A 22,818-nucleotide genomic window follows, 5' to 3' on the forward strand; every position below is an offset into this window, starting at 1 on the left:
CAGACTCATTATTGCGGCTGTCTACCCATACGTGCAACATCACGAATAGTCATATCAGACAAAATTTGAAAACGAAATAAAAAAAGGTGACAATTTAAAGCTGACTATTCCAAAAGAATATGAAAGCCAATTGTATGAAAGAGGAAGGAACATTTTTATTCTTTCCGCTTCCAAAGGCTCAACATATTATTTAAGTATAGATGAAACTATACCAAAGGAGAATGACAATTTTGACATCTATGCAGGACTTGCTTTTATAATCGCAGGACTTATATATTATATTTTGAAAAGTAAAACAATAATCAAATGACGTATTGCAAAACATACCAAAAAATAACTACCGCTAACAGCACCTACCCAAAAGTGGCGGTTCTGTGGTTAAATCAAGCTTTGTGCTTCTATCAAAGTTTGTGCTTGATTGACGGTGAAGTGCTTCGAAATCGCCACCTTCGGGTAGCTGCAAAACGTTGTGGTGCAAAAATCCACTTGATGAAAAACCGCTTTTACATTTCAAACAAATAAACTAGATTTGTATCCAATTGGATACACTTTGCTGTGAAGTTCATCGAGAAAACCTCTGAGTTTGACAAATGGTTGCGAAAGCTAAAGGATTTGAGAGCAAAGGCTAAAATCCTTTTTAGAATCCAGAAAATTGAATCAGATGGTCATCTTGGTGACTGCAAACCAGTGGGAAATGGAATTAGTGAGTTGAGAATAAATTATGCGAAAGGATATCGGGTTTATTTTAAGGAGAAAGATGAAACCGTCATCATTTTGTTGATCGGTGGCGAAAAATCGACTCAACAAACTGACATTAAAAAGGCAAATGAGATTTGGAATAAAATAAAAGACAATTAAAATGAATACAACAAAATTTGATATAGCTGATTATTTGGAAAGTAAAGAAATGATAGCTGAATACTTGAATACTGTCCTAGAAGATGGAAACAGCTCTGACGTCATTAATGCTATTGGACATATTGCAAAGGCGATGGGTATGTCAAAAATTGCAGAAGAAACAGGTATGAGCAGGCCAAGTCTTTACAAGGCATTGTCAGATGGTGCAAAACCTCAATTTGAGACCATAATGAAAGTTCTGAGAGCAATTGGTGGACAGATAAATATAAAGCCAACTTAAAATTAAAAACGACACCACAACAACAAATAAAGCCAATGCTTATCTCCGTCACGTCAAGAAAACTAGTGAATAAAACACATCTTTAATGTCGTATAAAGACATTTACATAGCAGTGTCTTTTTTCAACGTTACAAATTTTTCCCTCAAGCATCATGGAAAAAAAGAACAAGGTCTTTATCGGATGCAGCCTCGACGGCTTTATAGCCGATCAAAAAGGTGGAATCGATTGGCTGGACTCAATCCCCAACCCGGACCAAAATGATATGGGTTATGGAGAATTTATGGAAGGAATGGATGCTCTGGTGATGGGTAGAAATACTTTTGAAACCGTCTTGGGCTTTAATATTCCTTGGCCTTATGAGAAGCCGGTTTTTGTCTTGAGCAATTCTTTGAAAGAAGTACCAGACAAGCTCAAGGACAAAGTGAAGATTGTCAGCGGTTCGCTTTCAAAAATATTGGAAGAAATAAACAGGCAGGGATATGTTCGATTGTATATCGACGGGGGAAAAACGATTCAGAGTTTTTTGAAAGAAGATTTGATTGATGAACTGACCATTACCACCGTTCCCCTACTTCTAGGTTCCGGTATTCCTTTGTTCTCGGATTTACCAAAACCCCTTCTTTTTAATGCTAGCTCTTCAAAAATCTTGTTAGGTAAAATTGTGCAAAGCGTTTTTGTACGAGATAGAAGCTAAATTAAGAAATCTAAAAGAATTCTCCCCACCGAAAGCAAAAACAGAGCTGTCCACATCCAGCTTCGCCAGCGATTGACTTGAAGGAGTTTAGAGATACTTTTATCCACATTTTCGCCTTGATCAATGCTATTGTGAATGGGAATGGCCACGAAAAAGGTATTGATCCAAATCATGGCCAAGAAAAAACCATCAAGCAAAAATATGAGTGGATCAGAGAGGATTTGCAAAGCGATCACTCCGGTCTGAATAAACATCAGGGGCGCAACGAAGTAAAGGATTTTTCCTGTGTAAAGCCGGTGCCAGTAGTTGAGCTTTTCCGGGTCGATATATAGAAATGATGGATAAATGATGATTTGCACCAACCAAACCATAATAAAAAGCCCAGAATCTACCGAAAGACGAATCCATTCCATTAGAATTTATTTTGGTTTATCGGAGTTGCCATTGCGTTTGAGTATGTACTTGCTTTAGAATCAAGAAAAATGGAACCCACCAAATAAGGTCATTGGTGTATAGGGTATAGCTGAATTCAAAAGGGATTTCTTTCAAGATCAAGAAATTGAACAGGAATCCAAGAGGGCCAAAGATCTTTCCCAAGAAGCCAACCGCCACGATAGGCCAATGCTTAAGCGGGTTGTAACTTGCCCACCAATATCCGAGACCATAAACGCCCACGATCATACCCGTTCCTTGCCAAATAGTAGGATGCTGCAGGGGCTCCATTCCGGTCCATTCAAAAAATGTATTGGGCCAAATGACCACCCAAGCTCCCCAGAGAATATTGTAAACAGCAGCCAATTTCAGGCAAGTCGCCATCCAATTGGGATAATTTTTTTCCATTCCTTAAGGACAATCCGGAAGTCAAAAAGTTTGAGAATGAGTTCAATCTTTTTTCAACAGCACTTTTCACCTAGCCTCCACCCGAACCTTGGCTCCTGTCATCAAGATTCTGCGATAGCCATTCTGAGTATCCGAACTCACCTCTTTACCAAAGATTTTGACCTGTTCATAGCTTTCCGGTATTTCGATCGAGAGGCCCCATTTTTTCTGTGTTTGGGTCACTTCAATCATCAGCTCCCCATCAATCTTTTCATAGCTTAGGGAAATTTCATTGTCTCCTATTTCCACCTTTTCAATGCTGGCACTTTCCCAATCCGAAGGCATTTGAGGCCGGATATAAATCACCCGATTTCCTGCATCCGGCTGAATTCCGAAAAACTGTGTGACGATGGGAATCGCATAACTGTACAAATTCCAAGCTTGGCTAAACATGCCGTAATCAGGAGAGACTTCATAAATGGACCCGGGCAAGGCAAAGCTGAAGCTTCGCGTCATTCGCTGAAGGTAATCCAAGGCCACGTCCGGGTTTCCATACTTATTTTCCCCAATCGCAGAAACGCCCGTCGGCAAAGTCATCACAGCTCCTGTGTAGGAAAAGACCTTACTTCCGGTAAAGGATCCATCCTCAGACTTCGAACTTTCATCCCGATCAATGCCCGTCACAAAAGTGCCAAATGGGTTGGTATATTTTCGTGCTGTTTCCAGCGCAATTTGAGCCTTCTCAGGATCAGCTACACCCACCTCCATCGGCGTATTCACGACCCAATTATGATAGAGAACAAAACCCTGTTTCTGATCTTTCGGCAATGTGGATAAACTCCTTTTTGTAGCCTCCAACTCCTCTACAGCCCAGGGTTTATATAAAGTATCAGCCCGGGTAATCGCTCCTTCAATCAGATGCAAGGCTTCTTCCACTGTACCGATAAAATCCGCATAGCTTCCAATTTCCGGTACCCAAAAATCCCTATTGATTTTTTCAGCCAAGGCGTCAGCAGTCTGTTGATAACTTTCAGAAAGTTCGGTTTTCCCAAGTATTTCGGCCATTTTCGCCGCATCCGCAAAAGCTTTATAGCTGTAGGCAGCCACATCAATCATCTCCGATTCTAATCCGTGGATTTCCATCATCCCATAGCCATCAGCGAGTAAATTCCCATCCTGATCATTTTCTTCAAGGAGCCAAATGAGCCCTTTTTCCACAGAGGGAAAATACTTCTCCAAAAACTCCCGATCTCCGGTCCAGCGATAGACCTCCCAAATCATGGAAGCCCATTGGGGCGTCTCATTGATATTACCGGGATTAAAAACCACTCCATTGGTAGAAGCCTCGTGTATTATTCGGCCATTTCCGTTGGTTTTTTCAGAAAGCTCATGAATCAGTTCCACCGTACTGTACACCAATTCTTTTCTTCCTGTAGCCAACAGTCCCTGAATGGTATATTCACTATCCACCCCAAAGAACCAGGGATAATCCGGCAAACCTGCTCCGAATCCACGACCCATTCCAGGTACATCCCGCACCAACCAATCGGTATTGTACTTAGTCCACTCAAAGGCTTTTTGCAGCTGCTTATCTGGAATGTCAATGGCTGATTTCTTTGAAATTTCCTCATAGCGCCGCTTTTTGGAAAACCAGTCAGCCTCCAGATTTTCTCTCAAATCAGCAAGGGTTTCCAAAGCCTTTAATTCACTTTCGGTTGAACCTGCGATGTAGATCGGAAAAATCAATTCAGACCCTGATGGAATATTCAGTTGGACCCCGAAGGCAGCCGAAGTACCCATACCTCTCGACTCAAAATTGCAGATTGGATTGATAGGTGTAAGAGGAATTCCCGCATCCGTTCCCCATACTGCATACCAGTTATTACCTTGATCCTTTGCAGTGAATGTTCCGGTCAACTCATTGAAAGCTACCTCGTCCGCTTGATCAATCATCCCACTTCGCTCTCCAAGCCAAACGGGTCGAAGGTCTACCCTTGAAGTCCAGGAAAAATCAAAAGATTTATCCACAGAACCAGTATTTTTAAAACGATACAAAACAATCATTCCCTCCCTCGCATCCGGAACAAAATGCATACGTTTTACTTCCAAATCTGCTAATACGCTTCCATAATCAATCGTATTGGCAAATGAATAATTGGTGAAAGTCTTTCCTTCTGTCAGGCAAATGCTTTGAGAATCATCTCCAAGCTGTACTATAAAGCCATCAAGCAACTTAATTGGATGCAACCAGATACCGCCCATTTCACCTTCCACATGCCAACCCAAATCCGGAAAGGTTCCATTTTGATGCCCGACTAAGTACAAACGATCTCCTGCAGCTGAAAAAGGAGAGTTGAGGTATTCAGCTTTACCTTCGATTCCTTCTTGATTTTCCAGATCTTGAAAAATACTAGACGGAGTATCAATTGACGTTTGACATGAGATAGTCATTACAAAAAATAAAAAGGCAAGAAACCCTTTCACGAATGTTGGATACTTTATTATCATATTCATTTTTTTCTTTTAGAATATTCGGCTAAGTTATTATGTCTCAACTCGGCACGATTTTCGTCAATACATCAAGCCGAAATGCCAAAGGGGAATCGTATTTAGAAAACCTATTTCAATATCATCTTTTACTAAATATCCCTTTTCGACATTTTTAAGCTGCTTTTCCCCTTTATTTTTTCCTCCCAATTCAAATTCTAAACCCCCAATTTTAAAATCACTCGCGGTTGATGAAGTGACTTGGTGATTTAGCCTTATTTGATTGAGAAAAAAGGTTTCTCGAAGATTCCCTAAATTCTGATTATCCTTTGCCAAGGCAAATACTAGGTTGGTATTGTCCAAATACACTTTTTCGATTTTTCCCAAAGCCCGAATTCCACCCGTTTGACTTCTTAATTGTGAAATCATGCCTGCATCTTCCATGTAAAGCAAGTAGTCCGCTATATTATTCCGACTAATATTTAGCATCTCTGCAATTTTACTCATGTTGGGTTTAAATGGTACACTCTCTGCTACGATTGCCAAGAGTTGTTTCAATTTCCTTCCTGTTGAGACGTTCATTTGAGAATAAGTTGGAATATCAACCTCCAATGTTTGGTTGACGACCTGTTGAAGTTTTAATTCAAAATCCTCATCCCTCGCAAAAGGATAATAACCATATTTCAAATATTCTTTGAATAGCGGCAAGGCCTGTGAAATTTGAGGAATTTCAACTTGATGATTTAAAATCTGATCTAAAGAGTAAATTGGAACGTAAACTTGGTGTTTAAGTGCCAAGTATTCACGAAAAGAAAGCCCTTGCATTGAATACATGGCAACCCTCCTACTCAAATCTGAACTCCCCTTTTTGATATCAAGAATAGAAGATCCCGTAAATACTACTTTAAGCTCCGGATGGTAATCGTATATTAACTTAATCTCTTTGGACCAATCGGGATATTTATGAACCTCATCTATAAAAAGATATTTACCACCACCATTCACAAAATCATTGGCAAGGTCTATCAGCCGATTCTTTGCAAAATAAAAATCTTCCGCAGTCACATATAGGGTTTCTTGAAGCTTCAGATTTTTCTTAATGTGTTGAAGGATAAGGGTCGTTTTTCCTACTCCTCGAAAACCAACCAAGCCAACCAGACGATTTTTCCAATTAATTCGATCATAGACATAGCGAGTAAATGCTGTATCCACTTGTTTGATTAATTGCTGAGAATATTGAAACAACTGCTCCATTTGGAAATTTTGTATCAAAGATACATAATTTGCACTCTCACAGTGCATTATTCAATATTTTTTGCACCATCACAGTGCATTTTTTATTCTTTAAAATTATCCGCATTTAAAGAAGAAAAAAAGGATACAACCTTAACAAAGCAAAATGTTCAGAATATGGCATCTTCCTACTTCCAGCTTCCAACCATAAAAATGAGAAAATAAGCCGAAGCATTACTAAGTAAATTAAGACTCTTATTTAATTTTCATCACCTTTCCTATTTCCCGCCAAGTAATCAATTTGATCCCTTCCTTTTCGATTAAATTCTTTGCTTTTTCACTAGTGAAAAAATCATAATCGGCCTGTCGCCAAGGAGCGTGGAAACTGTCATGCCCTGCCGTCACAGCGTTCATTTCCTCATCATCAAAAGCGAGGTGAATCAACAAAACATGGACTCCGGCAGGCAGATTTTTTAAAGCTTCTGTGTAAAATTCTTCCATTCCACTTTCATAAGCTGCCTCATCCGCCATAATTATTTGATCTATCACCGGCAACTTATCCACATTTAAGCCTTCAAAAAGGGGCTTATTGGGAAGAATCAAACTTTGTAAAATCTGCTGATTGAGCATGGCTGGAATTTCATATTCCAAGGCGAGCTTGACATAGATTTTCAAATATTCCGGCCTGCCAAAAAACATACAGCCCATGTGGGAATCCAGATGTGTGATATCAATTCCCAAGGATTTGGCGGATTCAATCTGGGCACGAACCTCCATTTCCACTTCCTCCGGGCTAGCATGCTCACTGACTTCCACGCAAGTAGGATACATGTGTCCCAATGGATTTGCCAAGCCTGGAGCAGCAGTTTTCCCCGCTTCAGGACCCCAGTTGTACTGATACCATTCATTGGTTAAAGTTATATGAATACCGATGTCCGGATTTGAGATTTCCTTAGCCATTTGGGCGACCTCCGCAGACCATGCTGCTGGTAACATCATACTGGTAGAAGTGACCAAGCCGTTTTTGATCGCCTCAAACGTAGCTTTATTCTGAGAATGAGAAACTCCTACATCATCACCATGAATGATCAAAAGTTTGGAATCTTTGGGATAACCCAATTTTTCTTGGAGACTTTGGCAAAAGCCCGAAAAAGGGACAAGACCCAGTAAAACGAGGAGCAACGTGAATTTTTTCATAATCAATCGAATCAAAGCTGAAATTAAACAAAATCGCTACAACTCAATTTTTATTTTTCTCCCAAACACTTCGCCTAGACAGCCTGTTTGCACAATATGAACTTCAATAGGATTATCGTTTGGTTTCGAAATGATCTTCGTGTAAAAGATCAGGAAGCATTACACAAGGCTTGCTCTAGCGGAGCCGATGTGATTCCTGTTTATTGCTTTGATCCTCGACATTTTGAGATGACGGAAATTGGCTATCCAAAAACCGGAAGTTTCAGAGGAAAATTCCTGTTGGAATCTGTCGCAGACTTGAGAAGAAATCTACGCAAGATTGGCGGAGACTTAGTAATCCTAAGAGGAAATCCAGAGGTCGAGATAATCACCTTGGCTGATCGAGTAAAAGCAGATGCTATATTTTTCTCGGAAGAGGTGACTGCAGAAGAACAACATGTGGATAAGTCTTTGGAGAAAGCTGCTTGGTCCAAGGGGATAGCCACTGAAAGATTTTGGCAATCAACCCTTTATCACATTGAGGATTTACCCTTCCCTGTGGCGCAAGTTCCTGAAGTTTTTACCCAATTCAGAAAATCAGTGGAGAAAATGGCTTCCGTAAGGCCCACTTATCCACAACCCAATAAAATAAACTTTCCCAATAAATCAGTGATTCCTCAAAGTGGTGAATTGCCTGATTTGAAAAGTTACGGATTGGAGGACCCTGAGCCTGAGCGCCGTTCGGTGATGGAGTTTGATGGTGGAGAAAGCGCTGGCCTCGGGCGAATCCAATCCTATTTTTGGGAAGGTAATCACTTGAAAGTTTATAAAGAAACCCGAAATGGGCTTATCGGTGCAGATTACAGTTCAAAGTTTTCCGCTTGGCTAGCTTTAGGTTGCATATCTCCACGTACGATTTATGAAGAGGTGAAGCGATATGAAAAGGAGCGAAAGAAAAACCAAAGCACTTTTTGGTTGATTTTTGAGCTGATTTGGAGAGATTATTTTCGCTTTATCACCAAGAAACACGGCAATAAAGTCTTCAAGATAGAAGGGATTAAAAATACAAGGGACTCCTGGCGCAGAGATAGTGCTGATTTTCAGCGCTGGTGTGAGGGGCAGACAGGAGTCCCCTTTGTAGATGCCAATATGCGAGAACTTAACTTCTCCGGCTTCATGTCAAATCGTGGCCGTCAAAATGTGGCAAGTTTTCTTGTCAATGATCTGGGAATTGATTGGACTTGGGGGGCTAGTTACTTCGAGAGTCAACTTGTCGATTATGATGTCTGTTCCAATTGGGGCAATTGGATGTATGTAGGTGGTGTAGGAAATGACCCTAGAGAAAACCGATACTTTAATATTCTTCGTCAGGGAAAAAATTATGATCGAAATGGAGAATATGTGCGTCTTTGGGTCCCTGAGCTTGCCTTGATTAAAGGCTTTGATATTCATCAACCCTGGGAGTTATCCACAGCGCAACTTAAACAATCAGGAATTCAAATAGGCAATACTTATCCACAGGCTATGGTTGATTTGGAGGGTGTTTTTTGAAAATGGAGAAATGTGGATAATTACTTTTTTGCTCCATATTTTTCGCACATTTTTTTTCGGAACTCCGGACTATATTTCCAAAACGCAAAATACATCACTATAGACCAAACTGCCATATTGAAAATGAGACTTATATAAGTCCGAAAGTCTTTCAAATACGACCAATCAAATCCCCGATTGATTCCGAGATAGCCTTTCACTAGCATTCCAGCTATACTGCTCAAAATAATAAACCAGGAAAAAACCCGCAAAAAGAGTCTAAACTCAGTAAATTGGCCATTAGAAGAGTTAGGATTGACAGTCATTTGAATTTTTGGATTGCTGATTTTCCTGCTTCCATAAATACCCGGGGCGCCATACGAAGAATTGAGTGGCAGTCCAAAAGGCCCAATAATATAGCATTTCAAAGTAAGTAGATTTTTCCCGAAGAAAATCAAACTCGAAACGCAACTCGGGATAGACATAGCCTTTTTGCCAAAAGACCAGAGGAATTGCAAACAATAATCCCCAAGCCCAATTCTTCTTAAAATATTTGACAAACAGTTTCACCGCTTAGTATTCAAATTTCAATCCCTCAAAATCCGGCTTCAATATTTTCTTACGATTCAACTCCCTTTGATAAAGATACTGACCCAATTCGGCAAAGAATGGGAGCCCAATTCCCTCCGTCTCATAGGTATTATCATTCAAGGTTTCATTTTGATTGGTATAAATCACCGCCGATACAAAAAACTCTACCCCATTCTCATAATCGACAAAATAGCTTCCATCAATCAGGTGTCCATAGGCCCAACCTGTCTTGTTGAAAATCCGAAAGCGCTCCGGGATTGGATTTTTATCTGTTCCAAACTTGAAAAACTTCGAATAGCTGTCGTAATAGTCAGGTCCTTCGTACTTCGGAAAATCAGACTCGCCCGGTAGCATACTCATGTATTTTAGGATAAACTCCCGATGCTCCTCATTCAAATTAAAACGCTCAGCTTCCATGAAGGAGCGAGGAAAGACAATTCGCTGGACGACTCCATGCAAGTCAGATAGGGCAAATTTATTTTTGAAGGTAAACTCCATGCCTGTCTCAATCAGCGAATCTCCGGCATAGTAAGCTCTCCCAATCATCGGTCGCTCAGGATTGGAATAAACCTTTCCGGTAGTTCTCTCGGGCAATTCCAAAAGAATATTTCCAGACTTATCCACAAAGCGGATTGGATTGAAATATCGGTTTTCGATCTCATTTGCAGGATAACTCAGTCGATGGTTAATCACTGTATGATTCAAGCCTTTCTCTGCCAATTTTTGATTGATGTAATCCTGTCCTAAAAGCTCATAGAGTCGATTATAGGCATCATTATCAGAAACCAAAAGAATTTTTTTGATATAATGGCCAATGCTGGGAAGAGAGTCTAAGGATGAGTTATCCACATAAGCAGGAATTTGCGAGGGCCTCACGGAATCCGTCAACATGGGTGTATTCAAGGTCAGGTTTTCCACATTCTGCTCTTCCAGCCACTCCAAGGCAAGAATCGCGACGGGTAACTTGACAGTGGAAGCCGGATAGAAATAACGCTCATCATCCAAATTGAAGGAGAAGGTTTCCATCATAGGATTCATGTGCTCATTTCGATCAATTTGCGTAAAAAGGATCTGAACTTGATACTTATCCACACTATCCAGGACTCGCTGAAGAGTCGGAAAATCCTCCAAACCATCTTCAAAAAGTATCGGCTCTTTTTGAGAACAAGCGAATGAAAATAAAACAATCAGAAATAGAATCGTTAGCTTTTGCATTGTTAAAGGGCTAGGTTTTCTAAAATATCGGCTAAGTATTCAATATCTTCTTTTTCGTGGAAAGCTGAAAGAACAATCCGGTTAACTTTGGGACTATCCGCATGTGGATAAGGAAAACTGGAGGTGATGATTCCTGATTTCTCCAATTGCTCCACCCAAGAGTCTTCCGTATATCGAAAAACCGGGTAGTCAGGATTTCCTACGATCTGAGGCATAAAGGCAATCAACTCATAGAAGTATTGACACAATTCCTTCAGGTGTTCATGTGCCGCCTCATAAGTATGCTGCATTTCCAAAAAAGTCCGGATATGGGCAGGAGATCCAGGAGAAGCCCCAGCGAAAAGAGGCAAATTTTTAATATGGTCTATATGATAATCCGGACAGAGAACGATTCCTGCTGGCAGGCCCAAACCCTTTCCCAAAGAACCGCTCACAATTACCGAAACGGAATCATATTGCATCTTGGAGTAAGTGCCAAATATTCCATTTCCCAAAACCCCAAAAGCATGTGAGTCGTCAACCAGAAGCCAAACTTTTTGCTTTTTACCAATTTCTTCCACCCAAGAATAATCATGGATTTGCACATTTAAGGCATCCACGGCATTACCGATTATCAATATACTTCGAGAAGAAAGAGACTCGGCTTTTTCCAGACAATCAATTTTCCATTGTTTAAAATTTAATTGATCACTTGCTAGATGTCCGTCTGGAATGACTGCCGGATGGGCATCTGGGGCGATCCAGACCTCATCTACCTGACTAATGACACTCTTCCAGGCAGCGATCCCAGCGAGATAACCCGAACTGAAAAGTGCTCCTGCATCAGCGCCAGCCTCTTCAGCAAAAAAGGTTTCAAACTCATCAAAGACTTCTAACTGTATGTTATTCTTTCTGCTTTGTCCGAAATTAGAACCATACTCGAACACATTATTAGCCAGAATATCCAAAAAATCTATATCCTGCGGAATCCCTAAATAGGAGGTCCCGCTGAAGTATAGGTAGTCCTTTCCTTCGATCTCGATCATTCGACCGATGCCGGTATTTAGCTTGTGTTTCTTCAAAAGATATTACTTCGCAAAAATCTGAGACTCATCTTGGAATGACTTGAATTCCAGCGCGTTTCCGCAGGGATCCAAGAAAAACATCGTCGCTTGCTCTCCTACTTCACCTTTGAAACGGATGTATGGCTCGATGACAAACTCTATCCCATGCGCTTTCAATTTATCAGCCAGATTATGCCACTCGTCCCAAGGGAGGATCACCCCAAAATGTCGAACCGGCACATTTTTTCCATCCACTGCATTGGTATTTGCTTTGGCTAATTCTTCAGGCTTGATGTGTGCAGACAATTGATGCCCAAAAAAGTTGAAATCGATCCATTTATCAGTACTTCTACCGATATCACATCCAAGCAATTCTCCATAGAAAGCACGGGTCTCTTCGATATCACGAATAGGGAAAGCAAGGTGAAAGGGTTTGAATTCGCTCATATTTATTACTTTCGTTTATTGATTTTTCATCCTAAAGATATGGCAAAAAAGCAGAAAGTTTCATTGGTTTTGAGTAGCGGTGGAGCTCGAGGATTGGCGCATGTCGGAGTGATTGAGGAATTGGAGGAGCGGGGTTACGAAATAGCCGAAATCGCGGGCTGCTCAGCAGGTGCTCTGGTAGGCGGAATGTACGCCAGTGGCAAAATGGAAGAGTTTAAGAATTGGATCTGCAATTTGGACCGGATCGATGTATTTTCCCTGATGGATTTTACCTTTTCAAGTAAGGGTTTTATCAAAGGAGAAAAAGTCTTTTCGGCTTTAAAAAAGGTAGTTCCAGACTGTCAGATAGAGGATTTAGCCTTGCCCTTTTCCTGCAATGCAGTTGATGTAGAAAGCGGAAAAGAGGTCATTTTTGATAAGGGAAGCCTATTTGCAGCCATTCGAGCATCCGGCAGTATTCCTTCCGTCTTTATTCCAGCCAAACAGGGAAATCAGCCCCTGATAGATGGTGGTGTATTGAATCCGATTCCCATTTCTCTTCTGACACCCCAAAATGATACCCTTTTGGTCGTAGTAGATGTCAATGGGCTGGATCAGGAATACATCGCCCCTCCAAAGAAAGATTCGAAAGGAAACCGATTTATCAATAGCCTTCCTGCTTGGATGATTGATTATAAAAATAAAATGACCCAGTACTTTCCGGAGGAAAAACCCACAGAAAAAGATATCAATTATTCCACATTGAACTTGGTGAAGCGCTCATTCGACCTGTTGCAAGACCGTTTTTGTGAAATGCTTTTGGAAAAGCATGCGGTAGATGTACAGGTAAAGGTTGCCCGAAAGCAAGCAGGAACATTGGAGTTTTATCGAGCAGCGGAAATGATAGAAATTGGTCGGATTAAAGCCCAAAAGGCCTTGGATAAATTAGAAAATGGAGATTAACGAGTTAAATCGGCTAATGGGCAATGTGGATAACTACCTCTTGGATCAGATCCTGAAGGGTCGATTTACCAAGGAGATGAAAATCCTTGACACGGGTTGTGGAGAAGGAAGGAACACGGTTTACTTCATCAATCAGGGCTATCCGATCTTTGGAATAGACCCCAATGAATTGGCTATTCAGTACTGTCGCTATCAGGCAAAGAGTCTTGACCCAAACTTTGATACGCATCGGTTTCAGCTAGGAAGATTGGAAGAAATTCCATTCCACAATCAGGCCTTCGATGCCCTTATTTGCTCAGCAGTGCTGCATTTTGCAGAAAATGTGGATAACTTTTGGCAGATGATCGAAGAAATTCATCGGGTCTTGAAGCCGGGAGGAATTTTTTGGTTTCGGATGTGTACCGCCTTTAGCGATATCTTAGAGAAGTCAGAAAAACTGGAAGGCGGAAAATACCGCTTGCCGGACGAATCAGAACGTTTTGTGCTGACCAAAGGCCATGTGGATAAGTTACAGAAAATGGGCTTTCAATTTCTGGAGGCTCCCAAAACCGTTTTGGTTTTAGGACAGAGAGAAATGGGTGTTTTTTTACTTCAAAAGCTATAAAACTATTGCAAAATCATTACGCTGATATCCTTATCATTGGCAATAAGGTTCTCTGCTACACTTCCGATTAGCAAATCCTCATCGTCAGATTTCCCCTTCTTCGAAATGATAATCAGGTCGGAATTTAGCTCCCTTGCCTTGTTGTAAATCGCATTCCCGATCGGCTTTCCAAATGATCGAATAGTAAGCAGCTCGCGGTCAGTCTTCGCTTTTTTCTTCAATTTCTCAAATTTGGATTGGGCTTCCTTTTCCAAACTCTTTTGAATCTGACTTTCCCCAGCTACAAATGGGAAATAATGAATCCCAATTTTCAACACATGAAGAGGCGTGAGCTTAGCATCCGTTTTTTGAGCAATAAACTCAGCTGATTGAAGGACTTTCGGAGAATAATCTGAAAAATCAATGGGAACTACCACATCTGTGATCGTAGCCCTAGCCGTTTCAGGGACCAAAATCAGATTGGTGCGAAGCAGGCGAACCAGCTTACTGCTGAAAATACCGCTACCCTCAAGCCCTTTCTTTTTACCCAAGAAAACCAGATCAAACTTTTGCTTATTCAGCCACTGAACCAATTCACTAAAGTCCGGTCTTGGGTGGATGTAGGTTTTGATAGTAGACTTTCCGGGACCAAAAACCTCATCGATTTTGGATTCAATATCCTCCTCGATCAAACCTTCCAGGGTCTGATTTTTCTTATCCAGCATCTCTTTCAGTTCAGGCGAAAGGGCTTCTACTTCTATCTGATGAACCAAGTAAAGCTCTTCGAAATCAAAGAGTTTATCATAGCCTTTGATAAATTTCAAAAGCAATTCATCCATCTCAGTGAGATCCGCAAAGAGGGCTATTTTTCGAAATTCTTTCATTTTTAACGTCTTTTTCGGTGGTAGAAATGTCTTAGTCTTTTTGAGGAGCTTTCTTTTTGGAAAGTGTTCGCTCCAATTTCTTCTCATAACGCTTAGTATCCGGCTCTTTTTCCAATTGAGTCATTTTCAGGTACTCAGATTTCAAGCCCTTATTCAAAGAATACATCATCAAAACCAAAATAAACAGGAAAGGTAAACCGGTGGTGATGGAGGCCGTCTGCAAAGCACCCAATCCACCTCCAATGAGGAGTACAGCTGCTACTGCACCTTCTGCGGCGGCCCAAAATACACGCTGAGGAACAGGAGAGTCGAGTTTTCCTCCTGAGGTAATATTATCGATAACCAAGGAGCCTGAATCAGAAGAGGTCACGAAAAAGGAAGTGACTAGGAAAAGACCGATAATCGACCCAAGCATGCTGAGCGGAAACTCTTGAATGAACACAAAAAGAGCTGTGGATGCATCTGCGACTATATTATCAGCAAGATCATGGTTACCGGCTTGCATATCCAGGTAAATCGCCGAACCGCCCATCGCCGTCATCCAAAGAAATGTCAACAATGCAGGAATCAGCAGTACTCCCAAGATAAATTCGCGGATGGTTCTCCCTTTGGACACTCGGGCAATAAACATCCCCACAAATGGCGACCATGAAATCCACCATGCCCAATAGAATACCGTCCAGTCACCCTGCCAACCCTTATCACGAATGGCTTCCGTCCAGGTAGATACTTCAATGAAATTGCTCATGTAGTTACCCACATTTTGGATAAATCCTCTCATGATAAATAAAGTGGGTCCAAAAATTAGGACAAAAATCAACAAGGCGGCTGCAATTCGCACATTCCATTCACTGAGAAATTTGACCCCTTTGTCAATCCCTGATACCACAGAAATGGTAGCAATCAGCGTAATCCCCGCAATCAGCAAGACTTGAGTCAAAACTGTATTGGGAATTTCGAAGAGGTAAAATAGTCCTCCGCTGACTTGCTGCACTCCCAAACCCAGCGAGGTTGCCAAACCAAACAAAGTAGCCAAAACAGCAAATACGTCGATAACATCACCAATCCAGCCATTCACCCGCTCACCCAAAAGGGGATAGAAAACTGAGCGTATCGTAAGGGGAAGCTTTCGGTTGTATGCAAAAAATGCCAGAGCAAGGGCGACAACGGCATAAATGGCCCAAGCATGAAATCCCCAATGCAAAAAAGTCAAGTTCATGGCATTTTGAGCGGCCTCGGGACTGTAATCTTCCGAAATTGGTGAATTGGCGTAGTGGCTTACTGGCTCCGCCACTCCCCAAAAAAGCAAGCCGATACCCATTCCGGCACTGAAAAGCATGGCAAACCATGCAGATGTGGAAAACTCCGTCTCAGCATCCTTTCCGCCTAGTTTGATCTTTCCATACTTACTGAAACCGGCGTAAATACAGAATATGATGAAAATATTGACGACCAAAATAAATATCCAACCGGTCTGATCCGTGATGAAGGTTTTCATATTTCCAAAAATCTCTTCCATGGGTTCACCTACCCAAAGGGTGACACCGATAAAAAGCACAATTAAGATCGTGGCCGGCCAAAAGACTGGCGGATGGATATCTACGTATTTATTTTTCATAGTCTAAAATTTTTAGAAATAATACCCCAGATTGATATTCAATCTAGTATTCCAGGCAGGTTTGTTTGAAATGGGATTCGTGGGACTAATGGGTTCCTCGTAGTCCACTCCTCTTCCCGTTCCAAGTGCATTTCCACCAAAAATGTCACTTATCCAAGGCTGATTCATGCCCTGTGCGATATCAAAATAGCAGAAGATTTTACCGGCACTGACCAAAGCCCCGGGCACCAGCATATGGGTAGGAGCAAAGCCTTGAGTGGTACCATTCAGCTCGATTTCATTGAATTTTTGCATGTAGGTATAATCCGTGTAAAGCTGAATATTCCGAATCGGTCCCCAGCTCACAGGAATATCTCGGGATACTCCAATGGTATACATGGCTGCCTCTGCTGCCACATCGTAGGTGCCAAATCCATAAGCCCCCATTTGCACGAAACTGAGTACCTCGTCACGATCATCGCGTACGTCCTGGAAGTTGTAGTAAATGATTTGGGACTTCAGATTCCATTTTCCCCAGTTGTTTTCGTAGTGGATAGCCCCGGCGAATTGCCTTCCTGTGTGAGTGGTCTCTTGATTGTAGACTTCATGGGTTTGAAAAGAAAGTCCGAGCTCTCCATTCGCCAAGAGGCGCGCAGCCCTCAGATTCAATTGCCGGCGTTCGATGTTAGTATTTCCCGGGACGGGGACGACATCATAAGAATACCGGGCAGATGCCGGCACGCCAAAGCTCAGTTCATTTGTACCCCTAGGTTCTGAAAGCAGAAAATAAGCAAGGTTGAGTCGCCAGTTTTCCAGTTCCTTTGTGAAATTGAATCCAATCTGATGATCATCTTCCAAGCCTACGTAGTAAGGAGTCGTAAACCACCAACTGTGGGAAGCATAAGTCAAAAGACCAAAGGGAACTTGGGTAATTCCGAATTGCAAATTGGTGCTGGGGTTGAATCGGTAACCGATCCAGCCGTACTTGATAAAATGGGTGTTGAAAGTGGGATAAAAACGGTACTCGAATGATAACTGCAAGCCGTCACTGTAAGAGTCCACATTGATCCGCCAAGTATCCCAAGTCCAGTCATTGCGAAGCTCGGTGCCAAGCGGGAAAGTTTGTCCTTCAAAGTGTGTGTAGATAGTATTGAGGCGGATGGCTCCACCTATTTTCAGCCACGTTGTATCCTTATTGGTTTCTTGAGCAGCAAAATTGACAAACTCCAAGGTGGCCTTGGAAGTGCCATAGTCCTTTTCGAATATCTGCTGTAGAGGGGAGCCTCGATTGAGTGAATCCATGTGGGATCCATAGGTCAAAATCGGAATAGCGAATAAAATAGTATTAAAAAAAAGGTATAAAGACAGACGTCTCATTTGTGATGTTTTACATTTCCAAAGAGAAGGTGATGTTTTACCCTGAATTTTTAAGTTACGATTTACCCTTCGGAAATGAAAATTTAGGGTACTTTATTCCCTAAATACTAGGGATAAGGTTTGCTTTCCCTAACCCAAAGAAGAGCTTGCTCATCGATTTGTCCTAACTTTACGAAAGCTATATTGTCAAAAAGCCGAAGGAAGCATTTCATTCCGAAGAGAATATTATTTCAAGATAAATCATGACCTTACAATACGCACTTGAACTTATCGGAACATTTGTCTTTGCCATTTCCGGCGCTTTAGCCGTTCGGGAACGCGAGCATGATTTGTTTGGCGCGGGCTTTACGGGTTTTATTACAGCCATAGGAGGAGGTACTCTCCGAGATATTTTATTGGATGCTCACCCACTTGTGTGGATTGGTGATATTTATTTTTTGTATGCCATTTTGGTTGGGATTTTAGCGGCATTCATTTTCCCCAATTTTCTAAGCCGGCTTAGAAAAACCTTTTTCCTTTTCGATACATTGGGAATCGGCTTTTTCACGGTTTTGGGCGTGGAAAAAGCCCTCAGTCTGGGGGTCAGGCCGGAGATTGCGGCAATCATGGGGATGTTTTCTGCGGTGATGGGAGGAGTGATTCGGGATACGCTGACAAATGAAATCCCAATTCTTTTTCGAAAGGAAATCTATGCCTCTGCTTGTCTGGCGGGAGCGATTTTGTATTTGGTGTTGAATTACTTTGGCCTGGCGAGGGAGTGGAATTTGTTGATTTCTATGTCCGCTGTGATCTCCATTCGACTAATAGCGATGAAGTATAAATTAAGCTTGCCGAGGTTGGATTGAATCGTCTCTTCGAGCGAAGCTTGCGGAGCGCATCCAGCCTACCGGAAGACAGGCAGTCTCAAACTATTTTTGGATATAGCTTTTTGACTTCATTCTAAAGAAAGAAAGTCTTTTCTATGTGTCTATGTGGTTCTTTTCTTTTTTTTAAAACCACATAGAAACATAGTGGATAACTAGCTGGCAGAAGAAATTCAAAAAATCTCCCGCAGATTTACGCAGATTAGCGTCGCAGATGCTCGCTGATTTTTTGACCAAAAGAATGACCCTAGAACCTGAATCCGCGAAAATCAGCGGATTTTTCTGCGATGATCAACGGGATAGAAAAACAAAAAATAGTCTTTTCTAGGTGACTATATGGTTCTCCTCTTTCTAAAACCACATAGAAACATAGCCCATATGGCTTTTTTCAACATAGTTTTCCAGCTGATTTACCAATCAGACATGGCTTTTGTCAAAAAATTCGAATTCTTCATGTGCTTTGTGGTTCCTATTTTTAAATAAAGCCTTAGGCATCACCTTCTTCCTCCACTGAAATCACAAAAAACTCCAATTCTTCCGTTTCCCGATTTCTGACATATAATTTTCCTTTTCTGACAAAGTATTCACCAAAACCTATCCGCATTTCACTTACGTCCATTTCATGGATCAAATTCATCTCCTTGTCAAAAATCATAAAATACTTAAGTTGTCTCCCTGTTTCGGGGGCTTTCATTCCTGCAAACCGATAAAAAAGCTGATTCACTTGATCAAAAACCAAATCGCGGTAAGAAATCTCTAAATCCTTCTTCTCAAATACTGCATCAAACTCTCCTAACTCGGCAGTTTTTGAAAAATTTCCTGATTTCCGTCTTGGGAAAAGATGAGGGGAATTATCCTTGAATTGGGCAGTGGATGTTTTTGGGTCAATGATAAAGACGTCAATTCCATCGGGATGAAAGACCATGAATTTTTCCTGAATAAAGGCGGCATTTATTGGACTCGAAATAATTAACCGGCTGTTTTTGATCTCAAAATCCTTTCGATAATCCATGCTATCCAACCGGACTTCCCGATAAACCGAATCCTTAAGATCTACCCAGCCCAGCATTTGATCTTGCTTGAAGCTGGAAGTCAAGCCATACAAATACCGTTGGTCTTGGCTAAGTTTGGCCCATGCTTCAAAGTTTTTCTCCGGTGCTACCCGTACCATGCTATCGAATCGTGGCGACTCGAATAGCAATTCATTCCGCATATCTAACTCAATAAAGTTCCGCTGGGTAAAAAAGCGAAAAGTACTATCGGTCAGGGGGATAAAGTCAAAGCGACTTCTGTCCATCACGCCTTTCGGGCCTTCCCTTTCCAAATACAATGTTCGAACCCAAGATCTTTCCTCTAAGTCAATCGTCTCTATCGAATGATTTGTATAGTCATAGAAAAACAGATATCGTTCATTCTCTGATAGCTGGGCTTTTGGAATACCCTGGCCAACATTTATCAGATGCTCTTGACTGTCAATAGAAAGGGTATCTATGCTGATTTTATATTGAATCAGACTTTTTTCTTCCGATTCTTCATGCTGACATGAAATGAAAATTACCAAACCCAAAATCGATAGAATTTTCCTCATACTATTCAACCTTTAAGCGAATAAATGCAAGCTCATCCTCTTCATTCAAAAAAGAGTAGTATACCCCACCTCTTATGAATGATTTGGAAATGGAAGGGTAAAAACCCGGCTCGGGAATCAATTGCTCATGGATAGGCTGGAGGTCACGGTCAAAAACAGTCAAATAGGAGTTAAACACAGCGTCCCCAGTACCGTCGTATCCCTCAAACTGAGTGGTTATTCGAAGAAATCGTTGGTTTTTAGGGTCGTATTGGATGGGATGAAAATAAACTTCCTCGTTTTTCTTTTTGGCCGCTTCCTGAAAATCCTCCATGGATTCTACTCTCTTCGGAAAATTCCCCTCTTTTTGATTTTTCGTTAGTTGGCTTTCATAGGAATACTCTTTGAAATAGTCGGATTCAAAGTGGTAAACCCAGAGTTTATTCACCGATGAGATAGAAAAAATAATGCTGTCTCCTTTGAAAACTATTCCACTCATTTCTGGAAATTCGCCCCGATTGTATCGACGGTCCAGCTCCCGATAATAGATGTCAAAATCATTTGCCCAGTGGAAAAAATCCATTTCTCTGAACTCCGATTGCATTTTTTCAAAGTCTAAGCGTACCAATCCCTTCCGCTTTCGGTCGGGAAAGGTATCGGTGTAGAATGAGTAGTAATATCGCCCGCTCTCCGATACAAAACCCTGCAGATTGAGTTGGATGTCAGGATCGTATCGGAAGTCACTCAAACTATCATTCATGAAGCGATAACTAGACTTGACTTTTCCCTCAAGATTGGTTTTGTAGATGTTACTAGTGGTCTGAAAAAACAGTTCATTTGACTCAGTAGCTAACTGAATTCGGTAAAAATATTGGTTTGGAACAGCGTTCGGCCCTTCTTTTTCGATCTTATACTTTTCGGCAAGTCTATTTTCCTCCAAATCTATGAGCTCCAATTCATAGTTCAAGGGGTTGAAATTATACAGATACCGTCTATCTTGGGAAAAATCCGCTAACCGTAGGTAATGGTTTAAATAGATAAAGTCATCTCCTGCATCGATCCCAATCGTATCGATACTAATTCTGACTTCAAGTGAATCGGTTGGAATTCTAAATGCATTGGAATCAATGTTTTTCTCTTTACAGCTGAGAAATATTAGAATCAACCCAAAAAATACTCCTAGTTTCTTCATCACTGAAACGCTTCTAAACCTATTCAAGAAATCCAATTTTGACCATTGGCTACCTACTATTGAGGACACATTTTCACTCCAAGTTCATCCAACCTGTACTCTGCATTCAAAAGATCACCCGCTGATTTCCGCTGATTTGATGCGCAGACAACCGCTGATTTTCGACCAAAGGAAGCATTAATGGACTCAATCCCCGCTAATCCGTGAATTTTTCTGCGTGGATAAGCGGGATTTTTTTCCCCTTAAAATTTCAAACCCTATAGCTTTGCTTCTTTTTTCTCCTACAGGAGGTCTTATTCAGAAATACTCGGCTTCACCCTAACAAAAGCCATTTCGTCGTCGAGATTGATATAAGCATACAACATCCCGTCCTTAAAGAAAGACATATTTGAACCCGGAAATTTTTCAACGACCTCTTCATGAAGCATTTGATAATCTGAGTCAAAAACAGTGACAACGTTCTTGTAAATCACCGAATCTGCAATCATCCGATCCTTATCCTTGGTCAGTCTCCAAATCAGGTTTTTATCAGGCTGGGGAATAAGTGGACCAAAGCGAACTTGCTCATTCTTTTCCTTCATCACCTCCATCAAGGCCTCCCTACTTTCCACTCGTTGCGGATAATCCAATATTCGCTCATTGGAACTTAATTGAGCCTGATATTGGTAGTGAATCAGGGAGTCAGCATCAAAATCATACACATAGATTTCATTGAATCCAGTATTGGAAAACACAAAATCACCAGCGATCACATCCATGAATACCTGCTCTCCGGTGGACATCATAGAATTTCCCCCCATCTCAAACATGATTCGATATTCATCCAGTTTGGAAATCGCATCAGTCTCCTCCACTTGAATTTCCATGGTCTCAGTATTCACAAAAGCCAATCCTTTGGCTGGTTTTTTGAAGTCCTCATCGGTCAATTGACCTATAAACCGCTTCCCATCAGGAGAAAAAATCCCCATGGTCTCCACTTCATCCGTTTCACCAAAATCATACCCGCTCAGTTTGCTTTTGTCAAACTCATAGCTCCGGACTAATTCTCCCTTTGGGGTGATTTCAAATATTTTTTGAAAGTCGAATAGAAGCAAATTGCCATTATCCAACACCTGAAGCTTGCTGATAAAGCCTCCACCAACTCCATTAGGACCTTCTTTTTCTAGTTGGACAGTCTCCTTCAGTGCCAAGGCATCCAAATCAACTATCTCAAGCAGAAAAGTTTGAGGGTTGAGGTTAAAGAGCATTTTTTTATCCGCCGAAACATCAGCAATCCCCAAGCCCCAGTTGAGAAAAAAGAAATGATCTCCGGGATCCACCATCACCGTGTCGATTTCGTAGGTGATCTCTAGGTCTCGGGTAGCCTTAGAAGTTTCAGGATCTCCACCACAAGAAAAAAGGGTAAGGATTAAAAGGTAAATTGGTAGTTTTTTCATCAT

22 protein-coding genes are annotated in these 22,818 nt (G+C 41.3%); 7 read left to right on the forward strand and 15 right to left on the reverse strand.

The features are described 5' to 3' along the window. Nucleotides 1-555 precede the first annotated feature (555 nt). From OU792_RS13930 to OU792_RS13940, 3 genes are all read left to right on the forward strand, one after another. Nucleotides 556-858: a type II toxin-antitoxin system RelE/ParE family toxin gene (locus OU792_RS13930; protein ID WP_274670489.1), complete on the forward strand. Its 303-nt coding sequence runs from the start codon at nucleotides 556-558 to the stop codon at nucleotides 856-858. Between the two features lies 1 nt (nucleotide 859). After that, complete coding sequence (locus OU792_RS13935) at nucleotides 860-1,138, forward strand: addiction module antidote protein (RefSeq protein ID WP_026946093.1); 279 nt, start codon at nucleotides 860-862, stop codon at nucleotides 1,136-1,138. A gap of 152 nt (nucleotides 1,139-1,290) precedes the next feature. Next, nucleotides 1,291-1,833, forward strand: coding sequence for a dihydrofolate reductase family protein (locus OU792_RS13940; RefSeq protein WP_274670490.1), 543 nt, complete (start codon nucleotides 1,291-1,293; stop codon nucleotides 1,831-1,833). On the opposite strand, the gene OU792_RS13945 is transcribed toward OU792_RS13940, so the two are convergent. From OU792_RS13945 to OU792_RS13965, 5 genes are all read right to left on the reverse strand, one after another. Beyond that, a complete protein-coding gene (locus OU792_RS13945) occupies nucleotides 1,830-2,246 on the reverse strand; it encodes a hypothetical protein (protein WP_274670491.1) in 417 nt (138 codons plus the stop codon). The two genes, OU792_RS13940 and OU792_RS13945, sit on opposite strands and share 4 nt — an antisense overlap. Before the next feature lie 16 nt (nucleotides 2,247-2,262). Next, a complete protein-coding gene (locus OU792_RS13950; RefSeq protein WP_208325265.1) occupies nucleotides 2,263-2,673 on the reverse strand; it encodes an alkyl hydroperoxide reductase in 411 nt (136 codons plus the stop codon). Between the two features lie 66 nt (nucleotides 2,674-2,739). Continuing rightward, on the reverse strand, nucleotides 2,740-5,166 hold the full coding sequence (locus OU792_RS13955) for an alpha-L-rhamnosidase-related protein (protein WP_274670492.1): 2,427 nt from the start codon (nucleotides 5,164-5,166) through the stop codon (nucleotides 2,740-2,742). Between the two features lie 57 nt (nucleotides 5,167-5,223). Next, nucleotides 5,224-6,393 (reverse strand): ATP-binding protein, encoded by a 1,170-nt coding sequence (locus tag OU792_RS13960; RefSeq protein ID WP_134200025.1) that lies wholly within the window; start codon nucleotides 6,391-6,393, stop codon nucleotides 5,224-5,226. Nucleotides 6,394-6,627: 234 nt separating this feature from the next. Continuing rightward, nucleotides 6,628-7,569: a polysaccharide deacetylase family protein gene (locus OU792_RS13965; RefSeq protein WP_274670493.1), complete on the reverse strand. Its 942-nt coding sequence runs from the start codon at nucleotides 7,567-7,569 to the stop codon at nucleotides 6,628-6,630. 96 nt (nucleotides 7,570-7,665) lie between these two features. On the opposite strand from OU792_RS13965, the gene OU792_RS13970 reads away from it, so the two are divergent. Next, entirely contained in the window at nucleotides 7,666-9,099 is a 1,434-nt protein-coding gene (locus tag OU792_RS13970) for a DASH family cryptochrome (protein WP_274670494.1), read from the forward strand. 20 nt (nucleotides 9,100-9,119) lie between these two features. Here the strand turns inward: OU792_RS13970 and OU792_RS13975 are convergent, their stop codons facing one another. The 4 genes from OU792_RS13975 to OU792_RS13990 form a co-directional block, all read right to left on the reverse strand. Then, nucleotides 9,120-9,506: a hypothetical protein gene (locus OU792_RS13975; RefSeq protein ID WP_274670495.1), complete on the reverse strand. Its 387-nt coding sequence runs from the start codon at nucleotides 9,504-9,506 to the stop codon at nucleotides 9,120-9,122. A gap of 145 nt (nucleotides 9,507-9,651) precedes the next feature. Continuing rightward, nucleotides 9,652-10,884 carry a serine hydrolase gene (locus tag OU792_RS13980; protein ID WP_274670496.1) on the reverse strand — a complete coding sequence of 411 codons (1,233 nt, stop codon included), beginning with the start codon at nucleotides 10,882-10,884 and terminating at the stop codon, nucleotides 9,652-9,654. A gap of 2 nt (nucleotides 10,885-10,886) precedes the next feature. Continuing rightward, complete coding sequence (locus OU792_RS13985; RefSeq protein ID WP_134200035.1) at nucleotides 10,887-11,945, reverse strand: aminotransferase class I/II-fold pyridoxal phosphate-dependent enzyme; 1,059 nt, start codon at nucleotides 11,943-11,945, stop codon at nucleotides 10,887-10,889. Between the two features lie 6 nt (nucleotides 11,946-11,951). Beyond that, on the reverse strand, nucleotides 11,952-12,374 hold the full coding sequence (locus OU792_RS13990) for a VOC family protein (protein ID WP_026946102.1): 423 nt from the start codon (nucleotides 12,372-12,374) through the stop codon (nucleotides 11,952-11,954). A gap of 39 nt (nucleotides 12,375-12,413) precedes the next feature. Between OU792_RS13990 and OU792_RS13995 the strand changes: the two genes are divergently transcribed. Continuing rightward, nucleotides 12,414-13,316 carry a patatin-like phospholipase family protein gene (locus tag OU792_RS13995; protein ID WP_274670497.1) on the forward strand — a complete coding sequence of 301 codons (903 nt, stop codon included), beginning with the start codon at nucleotides 12,414-12,416 and terminating at the stop codon, nucleotides 13,314-13,316. After that, the gene (locus OU792_RS14000; RefSeq protein ID WP_274670498.1) at nucleotides 13,306-13,920 is read left to right on the forward strand and encodes a class I SAM-dependent methyltransferase; all 615 of its coding nucleotides are present in this window, start codon (nucleotides 13,306-13,308) and stop codon (nucleotides 13,918-13,920) included. The genes OU792_RS13995 and OU792_RS14000 overlap by 11 nt, the downstream gene beginning before the upstream one ends. Nucleotides 13,921-13,922: 2 nt before the next feature. Here OU792_RS14000 and OU792_RS14005 read toward each other — a convergent pair whose 3' ends face one another. The 3 genes from OU792_RS14005 to OU792_RS14015 are packed head-to-tail and all read right to left on the reverse strand — an operon-like array spanning nucleotide 13,923 to nucleotide 17,757. Further along, nucleotides 13,923-14,783 (reverse strand): universal stress protein, encoded by an 861-nt coding sequence (locus OU792_RS14005; RefSeq protein ID WP_274670499.1) that lies wholly within the window; start codon nucleotides 14,781-14,783, stop codon nucleotides 13,923-13,925. A 31-nt stretch (nucleotides 14,784-14,814) separates the two neighbouring features. After that, nucleotides 14,815-16,401 carry a BCCT family transporter gene (locus tag OU792_RS14010; protein ID WP_274670500.1) on the reverse strand — a complete coding sequence of 529 codons (1,587 nt, stop codon included), beginning with the start codon at nucleotides 16,399-16,401 and terminating at the stop codon, nucleotides 14,815-14,817. Nucleotides 16,402-16,413: 12 nt separating this feature from the next. Further along, nucleotides 16,414-17,757, reverse strand: coding sequence for a hypothetical protein (locus tag OU792_RS14015; RefSeq protein ID WP_274670501.1), 1,344 nt, complete (start codon nucleotides 17,755-17,757; stop codon nucleotides 16,414-16,416). Nucleotides 17,758-17,999: 242 nt separating this feature from the next. On the opposite strand from OU792_RS14015, the gene OU792_RS14020 reads away from it, so the two are divergent. Further along, complete coding sequence (locus OU792_RS14020) at nucleotides 18,000-18,602, forward strand: trimeric intracellular cation channel family protein (protein ID WP_026946105.1); 603 nt, start codon at nucleotides 18,000-18,002, stop codon at nucleotides 18,600-18,602. Between the two features lie 505 nt (nucleotides 18,603-19,107). On the opposite strand, the gene OU792_RS14025 is transcribed toward OU792_RS14020, so the two are convergent. The 3 genes from OU792_RS14025 to OU792_RS14035 all read right to left on the reverse strand — a co-directional run bounded on the left by OU792_RS14025 (nucleotide 19,108) and on the right by OU792_RS14035 (nucleotide 22,818). Then, the gene (locus OU792_RS14025) at nucleotides 19,108-20,208 is read right to left on the reverse strand and encodes a DUF4221 family protein (RefSeq protein ID WP_274670502.1); all 1,101 of its coding nucleotides are present in this window, start codon (nucleotides 20,206-20,208) and stop codon (nucleotides 19,108-19,110) included. Between the two features lies 1 nt (nucleotide 20,209). Further along, a complete protein-coding gene (locus OU792_RS14030; RefSeq protein ID WP_274670503.1) occupies nucleotides 20,210-21,379 on the reverse strand; it encodes a DUF4221 family protein in 1,170 nt (389 codons plus the stop codon). Nucleotides 21,380-21,672: 293 nt separating this feature from the next. Then, nucleotides 21,673-22,818, reverse strand: coding sequence for a DUF4221 family protein (locus OU792_RS14035; RefSeq protein ID WP_274670504.1), 1,146 nt, complete (start codon nucleotides 22,816-22,818; stop codon nucleotides 21,673-21,675).

The organism is Algoriphagus sp. NF, from assembly GCF_028823735.1.
Lineage (GTDB): Bacteria > Bacteroidota > Bacteroidia > Cytophagales > Cyclobacteriaceae > Algoriphagus > Algoriphagus marincola.